Below are 14,972 nucleotides of genomic sequence, written 5' to 3' on the forward strand. Positions count from 1 at the left end.
GTTTCCTCGGCGGGTCGGATGGCACGCGTCATGGCCATGCAACGCTGCTGATTTGAGAAGGTTTCTAGACAACACCGACTAGTGTTTGGACTGCGGCGCTTCAAATGACGAAGCCGCATGTTGATGCCGTAAGACCTCTTGCTTTGAGCAATGGTCGTCGCGGTGATCTCGCGCCGGTTTCTGGGGTTGGTACTCATTTCCTGGCGGAAAGCCGAGAATTTCAGTCGTCAGAGACCGGAGGAAATCCATGATCATCATGACAAAGCTCCATCAGCTGGCCGATCATTCTGCATCCATGCCGGGGTAGCGGGATGCCTTGAGCACTTTCGCCAGATGTGCGGCATTTGCGGCAAGCATCCGGGTGGTCTGCACAGTTTTGTCGTGGGGGCGAGTGAGGTTCGTATAGTCCACTGATCCCATTGCTTCGCCAACCCAATAGGTGCCGCCGCCGGCCGGGATCGTGAACCCGACGTCGTTCAGCGCCTGAAAGATATCGGCGTGGCAGCGATGGGCGCCATCTTCGTTGCCGACCACGGCGGCGATGGCGACCTTGCCGAAGGAGGGCATCCGGCCCCGACCGTCCGTCTCTTCAAGAAACGCATCCATCCGCTCCAGTACGCGCTTCGCGACGCTGGAAGGTTGGCCAAGCCAGATCGGCGTGCCGATGATTAGAATGTCGGCGGCAAGAATTTTGGTACGCAGCGCCGGCCATTCGTCACCTTCTCCTTCGTCCGATGTGACGCCGGGCAAGATGTTGTGATCCGCAGCACGGACGGCGGTTCCGTTGACGCCATACCGCTTCAGGGCGTCGAGCAGTTCACCAACTAGTTTGCCAGTAGACGAATTCTCGTCACCGCGCTTGAGCGTGCAGTTGAAGGCGAGAGCGGTGAAAGCAGCGACATCGTTCATGAGAGGCCTCGCGAATGGTGGCGGTCCTGCGATGACGAGTGGGCGGATCGCAATGATCCGCCCGATGTCGATCTCAGGTCTTGTCGTAGAGTTCCTGCGCCATCTTCAAGTGATGCTGCAGTGCCGGCAGAGTTTTTCCGGCCCAGTCTTTCAGGTTGGCGTTGTCGCCGCCTTTGGCGTAGCGTTCGAACAGTGAGACCGCGTCCTTGTGAGCACTCACCTGGGCAGAGCGATAATCCTTCGAGAAAGCCTCGTTTTTCGCTTCGCGCAGCTTGTCGAGCTTCTTTTTCGAGGCATCATCGAGACCTGCGGGCAAGGCGGCTTTCAGAGCCTCTGGCACGAGCTGTTTGAGTTCCGTGCTGGTCTTGGTGTGATCGGTCTCCATCTGTGCGGCGAAGGTCTTGTCTTCGGCATTACCCCGCTGGAGCGCGATCTTTGCCGCCTCGATCTCCGTCAAGTCGCTGAGCGCAACTTCTTTGATGAAGTCTTCGGTCTTCGGCGCAACGCCGAGCACTGAATTGACGCCGGTTTTCTCTCCGACGGATTGTGCCATGGCAGGCGCGCCGAGCAGGCTGATGCAGGCCAGCGCTAGGATTGTTTGTTTCATGTCGATCTCCTTAAGCGGCTTGGCTATTGACGGCCGAGATGGCGAGCTTCGACAGCGCGTCGTCGGTCTTCTTCTCCTCGGCAAGTGTCTGGTCAATGAGCTTGACCGCCTCCTTGTGACCGAGGGTCGCCGCCCAGGTCTTCAACGTGCCATAACGGGAAATCTCGTAATGCTCGACGGCCTGGGCTGCGGCCAGCAGGCCCGGATCGAGCGCCGGCGTATCGGCATACTCTTCCATGATTTCCTTGCCTTCGTCGAGGATACCCTCGATGGCATCGCATTTCTTGCCGCGCGCTGCCTTTCCGAGCGCTTCAAAAATCTGTTCGAGGCGATCGATCTGTCCCTCGGTTTCCCTGTGGTGCTTTTCGAAGGCAGCGCGGAGCTGATCTGAGTTCACCGCCTTCGCCATTTTTGGCAGTGCCTTGTAGATCTGCTTTTCGGCGTAATAGATATCTTTGAGCGTATCGAGAAAAAGGTCGTTGAGGTCTTTGTCGGCCATGACTGACATCCCGGTTGAAAGGTGGTGAAAGGGACCGTTCAACACAGAGTCGTGTTGCCTGTTCCGGGAGGATGCATCTATTTCGGACGTCGCTTTGCACAGCGTCGGCTGCAGCTTGTCACCACAGGGTGGGGAATTGGTTCGCTTCGGCCGGGTTCGATCGACAGCCTTCTCGAAATAGAGACGAGACCGAAATGCCGAACAAACATCCAACGCCCCGCCGCCCAAAGGTATCAGCAAGGCCATCATCTTTGCCGGGGTTGTTCTCGTGATGATGGCGGTTGCAGTGTTCATCGGGATGAACACGCAGCACGCGCAGACCCTTGGTGAGCAGCAGGCGGGCAATGTGAAGCCTCAGGACGCGCCAACGCACGAGAAGGATCTCGGCAAAGCACCGGCTCCGCCCAAGTAAACGCACAGAGCACAGCGTCATTGTTGAGCTCACCGGACGGGCAGATTCGTCTTCGAAGTAGAAGCACGCGCTGGGAACGGGTCAGATCGCCACCGTTGATGTCGCGATAAGAAGCCAAAAAAATCACCGCGTGGACCATCTCCGTTTTTTGTCCGGTTGGCATCCGGAACATGCACTTGGCAATGCCTTGAAGACTGAAAGGGTCAGGCGTCTCCCGGTCTGAAATTCGACCACGCTCGTTCAGATTCCGTCTGATCAAGGAACGTTGTCCCTCTCACGCGGTTGCTCGTGTTCCATGAGGAGTTCGATATGACGAAGAAGCTTGCAGACATTGCGAAGGATATGGCCGGGATCGACATCGCGATCCTTTCGACGCATACCGAAGGCGGCGAGATCGCCAACCGCCCGATGAGCAACAATGGCGACGTCGCCTATGACGGTACGTCGTTTTACTTTGCACTCCAAACGACCCGCGTGATTTCCGACATCGAGCGAGATCCGAAGGTAGCACTCGGCTTTTCCTCGGAAGCGGGGATATTTTCCAGCGGCATCTATGTTGCAGTCGAAGGCGAGGCGGATCTGATCCGGGACAAGTCCGCATTTCGAGAACACTGGAATCCGGATTTGGACAAGTGGTTCGAACAGGGAGTGGACACTCCCGGTTTGGTGCTGATCAGGGTCAAAGCCAAGCGCGTGACGTGCTGGAAAGGTCGCGAAGAATTCGAGGTGAAGGTCTAGGTCCTGGCGAGGTCATGCATACACGAGCCGCGTGTCAATGCCGGAACGGTTCGGCGCGTGGCTTATTCTATCCGGCTGAGTGCAGCTACGAAAGAACGCAGTGAGCGACATTGCCACAGAACTGGTCGAAGGCCTCGTTGAACTTGCAGCCTTGCAGGTCAAACTTGGTGATATTCTCGCCGATGCTGTGGTCCGGATTCCCAAATCGGATGACCTCGTAGCGGACACTCCCCTCGAAAGTGACCGCGAGATTTCTCAAGCGGAAATCACTGCTGCTGCACAAGCGATGTTTGCCGGGATGCTCGACGGATATGACGGTGGCTTTCAGTCATTGCTCCGTACAAATTTCCCGCAGCATCGGATTGAGGAATTGGCGCGCGCTGCGCTCGAAGCAGCGGCTGCGTGCCGTAAGGGATGAAGCCTGCGGCACCGGCCGTGTCAGTCCTCCACATATTCAATCCCGGCCATGCCCCATTTGCACCAGACCACCCTCGCGGGGCGAGGAGTTTCCGTTGGAATGAGGCGTACCCTCACCAACGGTGAGATGAAGTTGTCGCCGATAGTGACCCGGACACCATTCGCACTTACGTCGAATACAGGACGCTGCAAAACCCGTCCCGACGACAAATGCACCCATGCAAAGGTCCTTCGTCGCATCCGATGCTCGGACCGCTTCTCTTTTCGCAAGCTCATGGCATCGCGGTTACAGCGCATATGCGAATAGGAAGCTAACGTCCTCATTGCGTGCGGCGATCAAGAGATAAAAATGGAGCTAATGCAGCCGCTAAGCTTCTGCAACGATCGGTTAGACCGATTGGCTTCCCAGTGTTAGGTCTGATTTCCGACACAGGCCAGCATCCTGCCGAGAGAAATAACTCGGACCAGAGGAAGAGCGCCCCCGATTGAGGTCCCAGGCTCAAACTGACCGTTCATCTAGACGATTATCAATAAGTAAGGTGCGACCTTCGCGCCGCAATGGCCGGGAACAGTTGGCTGGAGGCACGCGTGATGATGGGCTAGGCTCATCGTATAGACCGAGTAGGGCGAGTGGGATGGGCGAGGACATTTCGGCGGCTGAGCGCAGGCTGAAAGAGCGGGAGGCCGAGCTTGCCGAGGCCCAGCGAATCGCGAAGGTCGGCGGTGTCGTGATCGATCTGGTTGGCGGCATGCACAACCGGCGGTCGCCCGAATATCTAGCGATACACGGTCTCCCGCCAGAGGCGATCAATGAAACCCATGGCGATTGGGCATCGCGTCTTCACCCAGATGATCGCGACCGCGCCGAGCGGCAGTTTTTCGACGTTTTGGAGAGCAAGGCAGATCGATATTCGTCCGAATATCGGATCATTCGGCCGAGCGATGGTGAGGTGCGATGGATAGCCGCTGAGGGCCGTATCGAGCGCGATTCGAGTGGGCGCGCGGTACGCATGGTCGGAGCGCATATCGACATCACCGAGCGCGCGATTGCCCGCGAAATGCTGCGGGAGAGCGACGAGCGCTTCAGATTGATTGCCGACAGCGCCCCTGTCCCTATCTGGGTCACCCGCTTGGATCGAACCAGAAGCTTTGCAAACCGTGCTTACGTCGAGTTTGTGGGGTACCATACGAACAAGCGCTGGCGTTCGACTGGCGCACGATCCTGCACCCCGATGATTCTGCTCGAGTTGTGAAAGAAAGCATGGCGGGCGAGGCTTCGCTCAAGCCGTTTGTCCTTGAAGCACGGTATCGCCACGCCGATGGCCAGTATCGCTGGGTTAAATCGGAGTCACAGCCGCGTTGGGACCCTGCCGGCAAGCACATCGGTTTCATTGGGGTGGCTCATGATGTCACCGCTGCGAAGCAAGCAGAGATTGATCTCCGGGCCGTCAACGATCGCTTGGAAAGCCTGGTTGTTCAACGCACCGGTCAACTTCGGAACCGGGAGTCACAGCTTCGCGCGATCTTGGAAACGACGAACCAGCATCAGGGGTTGCTCGATCTTGACGGAAAGGTGCTCTACGCCAACGCGACTGCGCTTGCTGCAGGCAATGCCCGGCTTAGTGACGTTGTTGGGCAACCGTTCTGGAACACCCTCTGGTTTCGCGAGACGCCGCTAAGCACCAAGATGGTCGAACAAGCATTTCGCGAGGCAGCAGGTGGTTCGTCGCCTCGGATGGAGCTGGAGCTGAACCTTCCGATTGGACGGCGTCATCTCGATCTTGAACTCCGACCCGTGACTGACGAGGCTGGCCGTGTCACCGCGGTGCTCGCAGAAGGGGTCGATACCACCGAGCGGCGGGTGAACGAGGAAGCGCTTCGACAAGCCCAGAAGATGGAGGCCGTCGGGCAACTTACGGGTGGTGTCGCGCATGATTTCAACAATCTTCTGACGATCATTCGCTCGGCGACCGATTTTCTCCGCCGCCGAGATCTTCCTGACGAGCGCCGCCGCGGTTATGTTGATGCGATTTCGGATACGGTCGATCGGGCATCCCGTCTCACGGCTCAACTGTTGGCGTTCGCACGGCGGCAGCCGCTGGCTCCGGTGACTTTCGATGTCGTCAGCCAGATCGAGAGTGTCGCGAGCCTTGTTCGTCCGCTCGTTGGCGCACGTGTCCGGATCGAAGTTCGGAGGCCCGCAGAGATTTTGTTTGCGCGGGCAGATATCGGTCAGTTCGAGACCGCGATGGTTAATCTCGCCGTGAATGCCCGCGACGCGATGAACGGTGAGGGACGGCTTATCATCTCGGTGGGGCATGTCAGTGCAATCCCTGAGGTGCGTGCGCAGGGGGCGCGGCCAGGCGACTTTATCGCCGTCACGATCGCGGATAGCGGCCTGGGAATACCTGAACAATATCTGCAGACCATCTTCGAGCCTTTCTTTACCACGAAGGAGGTGGGCAAAGGCACGGGCCTCGGCCTGAGCCAGGTATTCGGATTTGCCAAACAGTCAGGTGGCGACGTCGTGGTGACAAGTGTCGTCGGCGAGGGGGCGACATTTACGGTCTACCTGCCGCGCTCTGACACATCGTCGGCTACGGCCGCGATCTCCGCCGGTCATGTTGATACGGTGGGTGGGATCGGACACCGCGTATTGGTTGTCGAGGATAACCCGGAGGTCGGGACTTTCTCGACAGAGCTGTTGCAGGATCTGGGATATGCGACGGAATGGGTGAGGTCAGCGGATGATGCACTGATGTTGCTGGCAGCTGATGATCTCGCCTTCGATCTCGTTTTCTCTGATGTGATCATGCCGGGAATGAATGGTGTTGAGCTGGCGACGACCATTCGCGATCGCTATCCCGGACTGCCCGTAGTCTTGACGAGCGGCTATAGCAGCGTTCTTGCAGAGAACGCTCATGAGGGATTTGAGCTCATCCAGAAGCCATATTCAGTTGAGCTGCTTTCGCGCGTGCTGCGACGCTCAATCGGGGAAACGCGCGGCCCTTCGCGTGGCCGTCTCCGATTGCCGGAGGAGCAGCGCTAACCGGCGTGACGCAACGAGCCTAGCGAGCCAGAGATCGATTAAGTTACAGGCTTATAGCCGTTTTTCGCCCGAGCGGGCGGCACGGTAGTCGTTCAGATGCTGAATGTTCGGGCCAAACGCGGCCTCCCTCGCCAGGAGATGGTAGACCCGTGCGACCGTCCGTTGCTTGTCGCGGATACGTCCTCGCGGCAACGACCTTGCCTTTCGCGTGGCCTCAATCGCGTGAGACAGGAAGTAATCATAAGCGTCGGACATCCAGCGCCCCTCAGATGCGGGAAGTGATGAAGCCGGCGAGCAGTCCGCCGAGCGAAGCGGCCGCGGCCGTGACAACCATCCCCCAGGCGATGTCGGGAACGACTAGCGCCCACTGCCAATGCTTGAGAATGGCCATGTTGGTCAGCGCGAAGGTGGAGTAGCAGAAGAGGCCAAACAGAGCGCCGGCCGCCAGATTGGATGCCCAATTGCTGGGGGTGGCGCCATTCACGAATACGACGATTCCCGCGAGATAGAGTGCGTAGAAAAGGGCCGCTGCCGACAGCCTCGGCGTGTCGAGCATCAAGTCGCCGATTTGTGACTGATACATCTTCTTGCCGACAGTGCCGAGAAACGCGAAGTCGAGGGGAAGCAGGATGGCAAGCGTGCTCAAATAGACGATAACGTAGTGCATTGGTCCTCCGTAGCAGCTCAACCGCAGAAGACCCGACCTGTTCCGATTCCTGCCCTGGAAAGGGAACGCTGTTTGTCGCATAGCGTTGCAGGGGCGCCCGCCGGGCTGGCGGCATAACCGAGGAGGATGCAATGGGACTGTTCAGCAAAGACATCAAGACGATGGAGGACATGTTCGTCCATGGTCTTCAGGACATCTACTACGCCGAAAATCAGATTACGAAGGCGCTGCCGAAAATGATCGACCAGGCGACGAATCGTGATCTCGCCGCCGGTCTGAAGGCGCACCTCGAAGAAACTGAGAAGCAGATCGGCCGCCTGGAGCAGGTTTTCAAGAAGTTAGGCAAGGAGCCGAGCGCGACCGACTGCCCGGCCATCGACGGCATCATCAAGGAAGCCAACGAGACGGCCGGCGAGATCGCCGACAAGGCCGTCCTCGATGCCGCGATCGTCGCCAATTCCCAGGCGGTCGAGCATTACGAGATCGCACGTTACGGCACGCTGATCGCGTGGGCCGAGGAACTCGGGCACGACGATGTCGTCCGTCTGCTGACCACCAACCTCAACGAAGAGAAAGCGGCGAACACGAAGCTGAACAACATCGCTCTCCGCAAAGGCGTGAACAAGAAGGCGGTGGCGTGACCCGGCAGTCGCCGATCCGCTGCGATACACGGCGGATCGGCGTCCGGTGAGCCCATGACGTTGCAGCATCCGGTCACGCCCGACGGGCGGTATTTCGTCGTCCGCGGGCGGCTGTGGCGCCTCGCGGATCCCCGGCTGTCCAACGAGACAAAAACGGCGCTAGTCTCCGAGCTCATGGCGGCTCGTCGGGCGGTCAAGGAGGCAAGGGGACGGCATGACCGGGCGGGAGAGGCCGCAGCCCGCGAGGCCGTGGACGTCGCGAAGCGTTCACTCGGGGAGCGGGGGCCTGTCTGGTGGGACGACGGAGCGCCGGACCTGAACCGCCACATGGCGAGAAACACGCCTTACGCCGAGTGGTTTGCAGGATTGCGACGTCGCCGAAAGCCGGGACAATGAAAATCGCGACGTTCAACATCAACAACGTCAACAAGCGCCTTCCGAACCTGATCACGTGGTTGAAGTCGTCGAAGCCGGACATCGTCTGTCTGCAGGAGCTCAAGGCGGATCAAGCTGACTTTCCCGAAGTCGCCCTGCGCAAGGCAGGTTACTCGGCCGCATGGGTCGGGCAGCGGACCTGGAACGGCGTCGCCATTCTATCTCGCCGCTCGGAAATCATCGTTACTCGTCGAACGCTGCCCGGCGACGCAAAGGACGCGCAGAGCCGCTATCTGGAGGCCGTCATCGACGGGATCATCGTGGTTTGTCTCTATGCTCCCAACGGTAATCCTCGCCCGGGCCCCAAGTTCGACTATAAGCTCGCCTGGTTGAGACGGTTGAGCCGTCATGCGGTGACCCTCCGCAAGACCGGTGCGCCGATCGTGCTTGCCGGGGACTTCAATGTCGTTCCAACGCTGAATGATATCTACCCCACGAAATCGTGGGACAAGGATGCGCTCGTTCAGCCCGAGGCCCGTAAACTATTCGCGGCACTGCTCAAAAAGGGGTGGACGGATGCGCTTCGCAGGATGCATCCCGACACGACACCGTACACTTTCTGGACGTATTGGCGCGGCCGGTTCGAGCGGGACGCAGGGTTACGCATCGACCATCTACTTTTGGATCCGCAGATGGCCGGTCGTCTACAGGATGCTGGGGTAGATCGTCCGATCCGGGGAAAAGCCGATGCCAGCGATCATGCGCCCGCCTGGATCATCGTCTCGTAAGTCTGCGCTTCAGGACCGCTGCCATCCGTCGATGATCCGAACCGACGCCGAATCGTGCTCGCCATTGTAGTAGCGATCTAGGGCTTCTCTATACGGGCCGCCGCGGTCGGTGCGATCAAACAGGGTCATGGAGGACCTGAATTTTGCGTCGTCCGGCGAGCCAAAGATCTGACGCGCTGACTTTTCTCGTATGCCGAGCACGGCCTTTGTTGATTCCAGGAGCCGCATTCCAAGCAACGGATGGGCGAGATACGCCGTCGCCTCGTCCATGGACCGGATCGCATAGTGTTGCGCCATCGCGCTGTGTCCGAGACCTTCGACCTGCGGAAAAATGAACCACATCCAATGGCTCCGCTTCGCGCCGTCCTTCAACTCAGCGAGAGCAGTGGCGTAAATGGGTTGCTGCGCGATGACGTAGCGCTGCAGATCGAAGCGACCGGTTGTCTGTTGATCCAAAGTCTAAACCTCTAGAATACTGATGTGGTTCGCTTTACTCTGACTCCACAGCGATGAGTTTCCCGCCGTCCGCGTTCAGTCGCCTTAGGTAGGTCGCATGATCGACCACCTGAAACGGAAAATACAAACCCGGCGGCGTTGGCGCGTGGCCGTCGAGGCCCGTCAACCGCTCGAGGATCATGCTGACGCCGAGAGCGGTCAGAGGGGCTGCCCCGCCGGGATGAAAGACCGCGTGTCGCGTGCGCAGAGGATGGCCATCGTGATCTTCGCCGCTGAGCAAAATCATGATCTCCGTTGACTTGGGTTCGCCGCGACGACGGGAAGAGGTAATCCCCGTTGCGAGATCGAACTGCACTGTCTGTGCTCCGGTCGCCGCCGCCAGGCCCGCGACATCGATCGACGAAAAGCCGTTGGCTTCCATCTTCGTGCCGTCAATAGCCGCGAAGTCGGCTTTCGCATCATCACCGCTGCGCCACGTATATGCGCCATCGCAACGCGTCAGTGAGGCCGGCATCAAGCGTGCAAGTCGCTCGAAATCCTCCTCCACTGCAGGGCCACCTTTGTCCTCTTCATCGACTAAAGCGCCGATCTTGATCTCGTGAAGCCGCCCGAAGCTCTTGGCGGCTTCCCTCACTGCCACCGTGGTCGCGCCGACCAACCATTCGTAGCCAAGCACGATGGCCGCTGAGCCGGGGGCGAGCATATAGGTCGCAACTTCCGGGGCAATCTCGAAGATGCCCGAGGAAATCCCGAGATGGGGAATGCCGCGTCCGTGGGCGAAACGGAGGCTTGCAAGCCTTTCGTCGGAATAGAAAACTGCTACAGCACTTGGGTGTCGATTGCCAAGACCGAGGTCGTTTGCGAGTGGGTCGATCCGGACGCCCTCGGCGTTGCCAAGGGCGTCAGCCGCATCTCGACTTTTCGCTAAGTCGCGTCCACCGATCAAAAGTGGAACATCGGGATAGATCGAGCGAAGCGCTTTTGCCGTTAGCGTGCCAATGGCGCCGCTGCCGCCCGTCAATAGGATCGGATCTGTGACCTTCATTCTGTTCTCCCGTCTACGCAGGTTCGAACGAAGCAGGAAGCGTTGCGTTCGACGGTTTTCACCTATCGATCACGTCTGGACGAAGTGACGCACGGTGGCTCTCGGGCTTGCTCGACGGGAACTTAACCGGAAGAGCAAGCTTTCACGCTCGTCGTATAGCCATGCTGATCTCAGACCCGCGGAGGGGCAACATGCCGACCTATTCCGAAGATCAAATCCGGGAATACGCTCACACCCTTTGGGACAAGGCAGGCAGGCCCGACGGCAGGGATGAGGAGTTCTGGCACCAAGCGAAAAGCGAACTCGAGGCTGACGAGCCTGGCAATGAGCCTGCACCCACCGAAGAAAACCCGAAGCCCATGCCGGAGTGAGTTGCGGGCTACAACCGTTGAGCTGTTCGACAGAGATATGGCACAAGAGTTCGTGCGTGTGCGAAATGTCGCTTATCGTACATCTGTTCAGGGTGGTCACCCGCGCAAAGCATCGGTCATCGCATAACCTTGGTCGTCGCTCCCGTCTTTGAAGGCTTGGCGGAACTTTTGTTCCGGAATTGCGTTCAAAGTTTTTCAGGGGGCGTCCTCATGCAAGAAGCCATTGACCGCGTGATGCTGACATACGGCATGATCGCCAATCTCAGCCCGGAAGCGGAACGGGATTTACGTCGAGCAGTCACGTCGTATCTGGCTACCAGCGCCGAGACGGACGCCAACAGACTGGCTGTTGAGGGGCTAAGGTTTGCTCGCGAGACAGCGGGGCAATTCGCTCACTGACATGTTCGGACCCGTATCGAGCCTTTGGTCGTTCGTGACTTTCCAGTGGCGACCAAATAGTCCTTTGAGATGAGTTCGATTTTTACAGTAACGCCGCCCACGGACATCGGGATGGCTGCGGCCATTAAAAATTTCGATTGGGCAGCGACCCCGCTTTCTGCTCATGCGGACTGGCCGATTTCGCTCCGCACAGCGGTTGATCTGATGCTGTCGTCCCGCTTCGCGATGTGCGCGACTTGGGGACCAGACCAGACATTCCTCTACAACGACGCCTATGCGCCGTTCCTTGGCGCACGACATCCATCCGCGCTTGGCAGGCCGATAAACGAGGTCTGGCCGGAGATCTGGCACGAACTCAAGCCAATGATCGATCGGGTGCTTCTTGGCGAGACCGTTGCATTTGAAGATCTCCATCTGGTCATGACCCGGAATGGCTATCCGGAGGACACCTATTGGAGCTTCTCCTACAATCCGCTGCGCAACGACGCAGGCGAAATCGTCGGTATGCTCGACATCGCCGTGGATACGACGCGGAAATTCGTTGATGCCCAAAAGCTTGAGCGGGAGAGAACAAGGCTGTCCGAAAGCGAGGCCCGGCTTCGCGCATTGTTCAGCGCCACCTCTGACGTGATCTATCGGATGAGCGCGGATTGGCAGGAAATGCATCCGCTGGATGGACGCGGTTTTCTGGCGGACAACGACCAGCTTTCGGTGCGCTGGCTTGAAACCCACGTTCCGGAAGACGAGCGGCCGACGGTTCTGAGCGCCATTGCCGATGCGATCGGCAATAAAACTCCATTCTTCCTTGAACATCGGGTCCGCCGTGCCGATGGCAGCATCGGTTGGACGTCGTCACGAGCTGTTCCCATCATCGATGCCGGTGGTGAGATCGTGGAATGGTTCGGGACAGCGTCCGATGTAACCCAGGCGCACGAGGCGCGGGCATCGTTGGCTGCGAGCCGCGAGAAGCTGGAATTGGCGACGCGCTCTGCTCGCCTTGGGCAATTCGATTTCTGGCCCCAGACAGGCCGCCTCGAATGGGACGACCGCTGCCGCGAGCTGTTCGGCCTTCATCCCGGCGCCCCGGTGAGCTACGAGACAGCTTACCTTGCAGGCCTTCACCCCGAGGATCGTGCAAACGCCGACGCCGCCGTAAGCGCTGCTTTGGACCCGCATGGCGCTCGGATCTTTGATACGGAATACCGAACAATCGGGATCGAGGACGGGATCGAACGCCATATCCATGCTCGCGGAAGCGCGGTGTTCGAGGGCGATGTACCGATGCGCCTGATCGGCACGGTTCAGGATGTGACGGCCGACAGGAAGAGCCAGGCCGCGTTGCGGGAGGTGGAGCAAAGGTTGAGGCTCGCCGGCCGCGCCACGAATGATGCGGTCTGGGACTGGGATTTCCGCTCGAACCATGTGACTTGGAATGTCGCGCTGACGCATGTCTATGGTCACGACCTCGCGCATGTGGAGCCGACGGGCGAATGGTGGATCGAGCATATCCATCCCGACGACCGCGCTCGTATCGATGTGAGTATCCATGCCGTTATCGACGGCAAGGGAACCGACTGGAGCGACGAGTATCGGTTCGCCAGAGCTGACGGGACCTACGCCGACGTCCTGGACCGCGGTTATGTCTTGCGGGATGAGGGCGGCGCGCCGATCCGGATGGTGGGCGCCATGCTGGACGTCTCTGCCCGAAAAGCCGTGGAACGTCAGCTTCAGCAGGACCGGCAAAGGCTGACCGAGGAGGTCGAGGAGACTGCGGCCGAGCGCGACCGTGCGGAGGAGGCATTACGGCAGTCGCAGAAGATGGAGGCTGTCGGACAGCTGACCGGTGGCCTTGCCCACGACTTCAACAATCTGCTGACGGGCATCTCGGGTGCGCTGGAGATGATCCAGTTGCGCGTCGCCCAAGGGCGCGTCAACGAACTCGAGCGTTACTCTGTGGCCGCTCAAGGCGCTGTACGACGGGCAGCCGCGCTCACGCATCGTCTTCTGGCGTTCGCGCGGCGACAGACGCTCGATCCCAAACCGACCGACGTCAACCGATTGATGTTCGGCATCGAAGAGCTGATCCGTCGCACGGTGGGACCGCAGATCGAGGTCGAGACCGTCGGCAAGGCAGGAATCTGGACGACGCTGGTTGATCCCAATCAGCTCGAAAACGCGATTCTCAATCTGTGCATCAATGCCCGTGATGCCATGCCGGAAGGCGGCCGTATCACGATCGAAACCGCCAACAAGTGGTTGGACGAACGCGCGGCGCGGGAGCGTGATCTCGAAGCGGGGCAGTATGTCTCGATCTGCGTCACCGACACGGGGACGGGGATGAGCGAGGACGTGGCGGCGCATGCCTTCGAGCCCTTCTTCACCACAAAGCCGATGGGCGAAGGGACAGGACTCGGACTGTCGATGATCTATGGGTTCGCGCGCCAATCTGGCGGCCAGGTCCGGATTTATACAGAGGTCGGTCTGGGAACGACGATGTGCATTTATCTTCCTCGGTATCTATCAGACGGCAACGCGGTGGATGCCGGGGCAGTGGACCATGAATCCATCTTGAATTCCCTTAGGCCTTCGTTCGGCGCCGGACGCGTTATGGTGGTTGATGATGAGCCAACCGTTCGCATGCTCGTTGTCGAAGTTGCGCAGGAGCTTGGCTATGATGTGATCGAGGCGATAGACGGGCCAAGCGCGCTGAGATTGATCGAGGGAAAGCCCACTATTGACCTTCTGATCACCGACGTGGGATTGCCGGGCGGAATGAACGGCCGACAGGTTGCCGACACCATGGTCGGCATGCTTCCGGAATTGAAGGTGCTTTTCATCACTGGCTTCGCCGAAAACGCAGTCATCGGAAACGGCCAGCTTTCGCCGAACATGGCACTCGTGACCAAACCCTTTGCCATGGAAGTCCTCGCGACGAAGATCCAGGACATCATGGATGGGGTGTAGTTCAGTTTTCAGTTTCGCGCCTGCGCCCGCCCGCAGCTGATGGTCCTCCACCACGGAGCTCATGCTCTATGAGGAGATACAACGTTCAACGGATTTCTGATTCTTCGATCTTGCGGACGGCAGCTTTCGCTTCAAGCGTGCCAATGAGCTTGAGCCCGTGCTGCCGAGCGGCCTTTTTCACTGCCTCGGTCCGACGTCCGAGAGCTGCTGCTGCACGCATAGCAGTTGCTCCCTGTTCGGCAAGTTCACGCAGTCGCGCGGTATCCGCCTCGGTCCACTTTCTGCTTAAGGGGCTTCATTTCGTCCTCAACCCGGCGGTCGCAGCTCGGTCGATTCCGCCCAACGGCCACCGTTGGCTTGTGCTTCGGATAAACGAGCCGCCTTGATCAATCGCTCCCGCTCAACGCCGTGAGGCATCTTTGATGCTCGCTCACGGAGGAGCTTTGCCTGCTCAAGCAGGATTTCACGGCCGTCGATGTCTTTGAAAAGGCGTGTGATGCTCATGCGCGTTTCCCTTCCTTATAGGAGGAGGGCGGGAACGCCTGAGCGATCTCATCACCGATAATTACCAAGTGCCTTGCGATGATGGCTTGAGCAAGCGCTTAAGTCTTCGAAATGTCCAGCGACTGAAGGGT

At 59.0% G+C, this 14,972-nt stretch carries 15 protein-coding genes and 1 pseudogene; 8 read left to right on the forward strand and 8 right to left on the reverse strand.

Annotated features, from left to right (window positions below; genetic code table 11):
• Window positions 1-282: 282 nt before the first annotated feature.
• From RPMA_RS11935 to RPMA_RS11945, 3 genes are all read right to left on the reverse strand, one after another.
• On the reverse strand, window positions 283-909 hold the full coding sequence (locus tag RPMA_RS11935; RefSeq protein ID WP_211912996.1) for a flavodoxin family protein: 627 nt from the start codon (window positions 907-909) through the stop codon (window positions 283-285).
• 73 nt (window positions 910-982) lie between these two features.
• A complete protein-coding gene (locus RPMA_RS11940; RefSeq protein ID WP_211912997.1) occupies window positions 983-1,516 on the reverse strand; it encodes a DUF4142 domain-containing protein in 534 nt (177 codons plus the stop codon).
• A 10-nt stretch (window positions 1,517-1,526) separates the two neighbouring features.
• Window positions 1,527-2,024: a YciE/YciF ferroxidase family protein gene (locus RPMA_RS11945; protein ID WP_211913621.1), complete on the reverse strand. Its 498-nt coding sequence runs from the start codon at window positions 2,022-2,024 to the stop codon at window positions 1,527-1,529.
• A 712-nt stretch (window positions 2,025-2,736) separates the two neighbouring features.
• On the opposite strand from RPMA_RS11945, the gene RPMA_RS11950 reads away from it, so the two are divergent.
• The 3 genes and pseudogenes from RPMA_RS11950 to RPMA_RS28245 all read left to right on the forward strand — a co-directional run bounded on the left by RPMA_RS11950 (window position 2,737) and on the right by RPMA_RS28245 (window position 6,631).
• The gene (locus tag RPMA_RS11950; RefSeq protein ID WP_211912998.1) at window positions 2,737-3,165 is read left to right on the forward strand and encodes a pyridoxamine 5'-phosphate oxidase family protein; all 429 of its coding nucleotides are present in this window, start codon (window positions 2,737-2,739) and stop codon (window positions 3,163-3,165) included.
• A gap of 100 nt (window positions 3,166-3,265) precedes the next feature.
• Complete coding sequence (locus RPMA_RS11955) at window positions 3,266-3,583, forward strand: hypothetical protein (RefSeq protein WP_211912999.1); 318 nt, start codon at window positions 3,266-3,268, stop codon at window positions 3,581-3,583.
• A gap of 634 nt (window positions 3,584-4,217) precedes the next feature.
• A pseudogene (locus RPMA_RS28245) lies at window positions 4,218-6,631 on the forward strand (PAS domain S-box protein).
• Window positions 6,632-6,896: 265 nt separating this feature from the next.
• Here RPMA_RS28245 and RPMA_RS11965 read toward each other — a convergent pair.
• Window positions 6,897-7,298, reverse strand: a complete 402-nt coding sequence (locus RPMA_RS11965; RefSeq protein WP_211913000.1) for a DUF2177 family protein — start codon at window positions 7,296-7,298, stop codon at window positions 6,897-6,899.
• 131 nt (window positions 7,299-7,429) lie between these two features.
• Between RPMA_RS11965 and RPMA_RS11970 the strand changes: the two genes are divergently transcribed.
• Together RPMA_RS11970 and RPMA_RS11975 are read left to right on the forward strand one after the other, a co-directional pair.
• The gene (locus RPMA_RS11970) at window positions 7,430-7,939 is read left to right on the forward strand and encodes a YciE/YciF ferroxidase family protein (RefSeq protein WP_211913001.1); all 510 of its coding nucleotides are present in this window, start codon (window positions 7,430-7,432) and stop codon (window positions 7,937-7,939) included.
• A gap of 392 nt (window positions 7,940-8,331) precedes the next feature.
• Entirely contained in the window at window positions 8,332-9,102 is a 771-nt protein-coding gene (locus tag RPMA_RS11975; protein WP_211913002.1) for an exodeoxyribonuclease III, read from the forward strand.
• Between the two features lie 9 nt (window positions 9,103-9,111).
• On the opposite strand, the gene RPMA_RS11980 is transcribed toward RPMA_RS11975, so the two are convergent.
• Window positions 9,112-9,558 carry a DUF1810 domain-containing protein gene (locus tag RPMA_RS11980; RefSeq protein ID WP_211913003.1) on the reverse strand — a complete coding sequence of 149 codons (447 nt, stop codon included), beginning with the start codon at window positions 9,556-9,558 and terminating at the stop codon, window positions 9,112-9,114.
• Window positions 9,559-9,592: 34 nt separating this feature from the next.
• The gene (locus RPMA_RS11985) at window positions 9,593-10,603 is read right to left on the reverse strand and encodes an NAD(P)-dependent oxidoreductase (RefSeq protein WP_211913004.1); all 1,011 of its coding nucleotides are present in this window, start codon (window positions 10,601-10,603) and stop codon (window positions 9,593-9,595) included.
• A 191-nt stretch (window positions 10,604-10,794) separates the two neighbouring features.
• Between RPMA_RS11985 and RPMA_RS11990 the strand changes: the two genes are divergently transcribed.
• The 3 genes from RPMA_RS11990 (at window position 10,795) to RPMA_RS12000 (ending at window position 14,337) form a co-directional block, all read left to right on the forward strand.
• Window positions 10,795-10,974: a DUF2934 domain-containing protein gene (locus RPMA_RS11990; RefSeq protein ID WP_211913005.1), complete on the forward strand. Its 180-nt coding sequence runs from the start codon at window positions 10,795-10,797 to the stop codon at window positions 10,972-10,974.
• A 210-nt stretch (window positions 10,975-11,184) separates the two neighbouring features.
• A complete protein-coding gene (locus RPMA_RS11995) occupies window positions 11,185-11,373 on the forward strand; it encodes a hypothetical protein (RefSeq protein ID WP_211913006.1) in 189 nt (62 codons plus the stop codon).
• A 111-nt stretch (window positions 11,374-11,484) separates the two neighbouring features.
• Window positions 11,485-14,337, forward strand: coding sequence for a PAS domain-containing protein (locus RPMA_RS12000; RefSeq protein ID WP_249225643.1), 2,853 nt, complete (start codon window positions 11,485-11,487; stop codon window positions 14,335-14,337).
• An 85-nt stretch (window positions 14,338-14,422) separates the two neighbouring features.
• Here the strand turns inward: RPMA_RS12000 and RPMA_RS28250 are convergent, their stop codons facing one another.
• On the reverse strand, window positions 14,423-14,557 hold the full coding sequence (locus tag RPMA_RS28250) for a hypothetical protein (RefSeq protein ID WP_256438240.1): 135 nt from the start codon (window positions 14,555-14,557) through the stop codon (window positions 14,423-14,425).
• 86 nt (window positions 14,558-14,643) lie between these two features.
• Complete coding sequence (locus RPMA_RS12005; RefSeq protein WP_211913007.1) at window positions 14,644-14,841, reverse strand: hypothetical protein; 198 nt, start codon at window positions 14,839-14,841, stop codon at window positions 14,644-14,646.
• Window positions 14,842-14,972 lie beyond the last annotated feature (131 nt).

This window comes from Tardiphaga alba (assembly GCF_018279705.1).
Lineage (GTDB): Bacteria > Pseudomonadota > Alphaproteobacteria > Rhizobiales > Xanthobacteraceae > Tardiphaga > Tardiphaga alba.

Bases quoted from the DNA above. Each gene is read 5' to 3' on its own strand.
- RPMA_RS11935 (WP_211912996.1), bottom strand. From the start codon at position 909: ATGAACGATGTCGCTGCTTTCACCGCTCTCGCCTTCAACTGCACGCTC.
- RPMA_RS11940 (WP_211912997.1), bottom strand. From the start codon at position 1,516: ATGAAACAAACAATCCTAGCGCTGGCCTGCATCAGCCTGCTCGGCGCG.
- RPMA_RS11945 (WP_211913621.1), bottom strand. From the start codon at position 2,024: ATGTCAGTCATGGCCGACAAAGACCTCAACGACCTTTTTCTCGATACG.
- RPMA_RS11950 (WP_211912998.1), top strand. From the start codon at position 2,737: ATGACGAAGAAGCTTGCAGACATTGCGAAGGATATGGCCGGGATCGAC.
- RPMA_RS11965 (WP_211913000.1), bottom strand. From the start codon at position 7,298: ATGCACTACGTTATCGTCTATTTGAGCACGCTTGCCATCCTGCTTCCC.
- RPMA_RS11970 (WP_211913001.1), top strand. From the start codon at position 7,430: ATGGGACTGTTCAGCAAAGACATCAAGACGATGGAGGACATGTTCGTC.
- RPMA_RS11975 (WP_211913002.1), top strand. From the start codon at position 8,332: ATGAAAATCGCGACGTTCAACATCAACAACGTCAACAAGCGCCTTCCG.
- RPMA_RS11985 (WP_211913004.1), bottom strand. From the start codon at position 10,603: ATGAAGGTCACAGATCCGATCCTATTGACGGGCGGCAGCGGCGCCATT.
- RPMA_RS11990 (WP_211913005.1), top strand. From the start codon at position 10,795: ATGCCGACCTATTCCGAAGATCAAATCCGGGAATACGCTCACACCCTT.
- RPMA_RS11995 (WP_211913006.1), top strand. From the start codon at position 11,185: ATGCAAGAAGCCATTGACCGCGTGATGCTGACATACGGCATGATCGCC.
- RPMA_RS12000 (WP_249225643.1), top strand. From the start codon at position 11,485: ATGGCTGCGGCCATTAAAAATTTCGATTGGGCAGCGACCCCGCTTTCT.
- RPMA_RS28250 (WP_256438240.1), bottom strand. From the start codon at position 14,557: ATGCGTGCAGCAGCAGCTCTCGGACGTCGGACCGAGGCAGTGAAAAAG.
- RPMA_RS12005 (WP_211913007.1), bottom strand. From the start codon at position 14,841: ATGAGCATCACACGCCTTTTCAAAGACATCGACGGCCGTGAAATCCTG.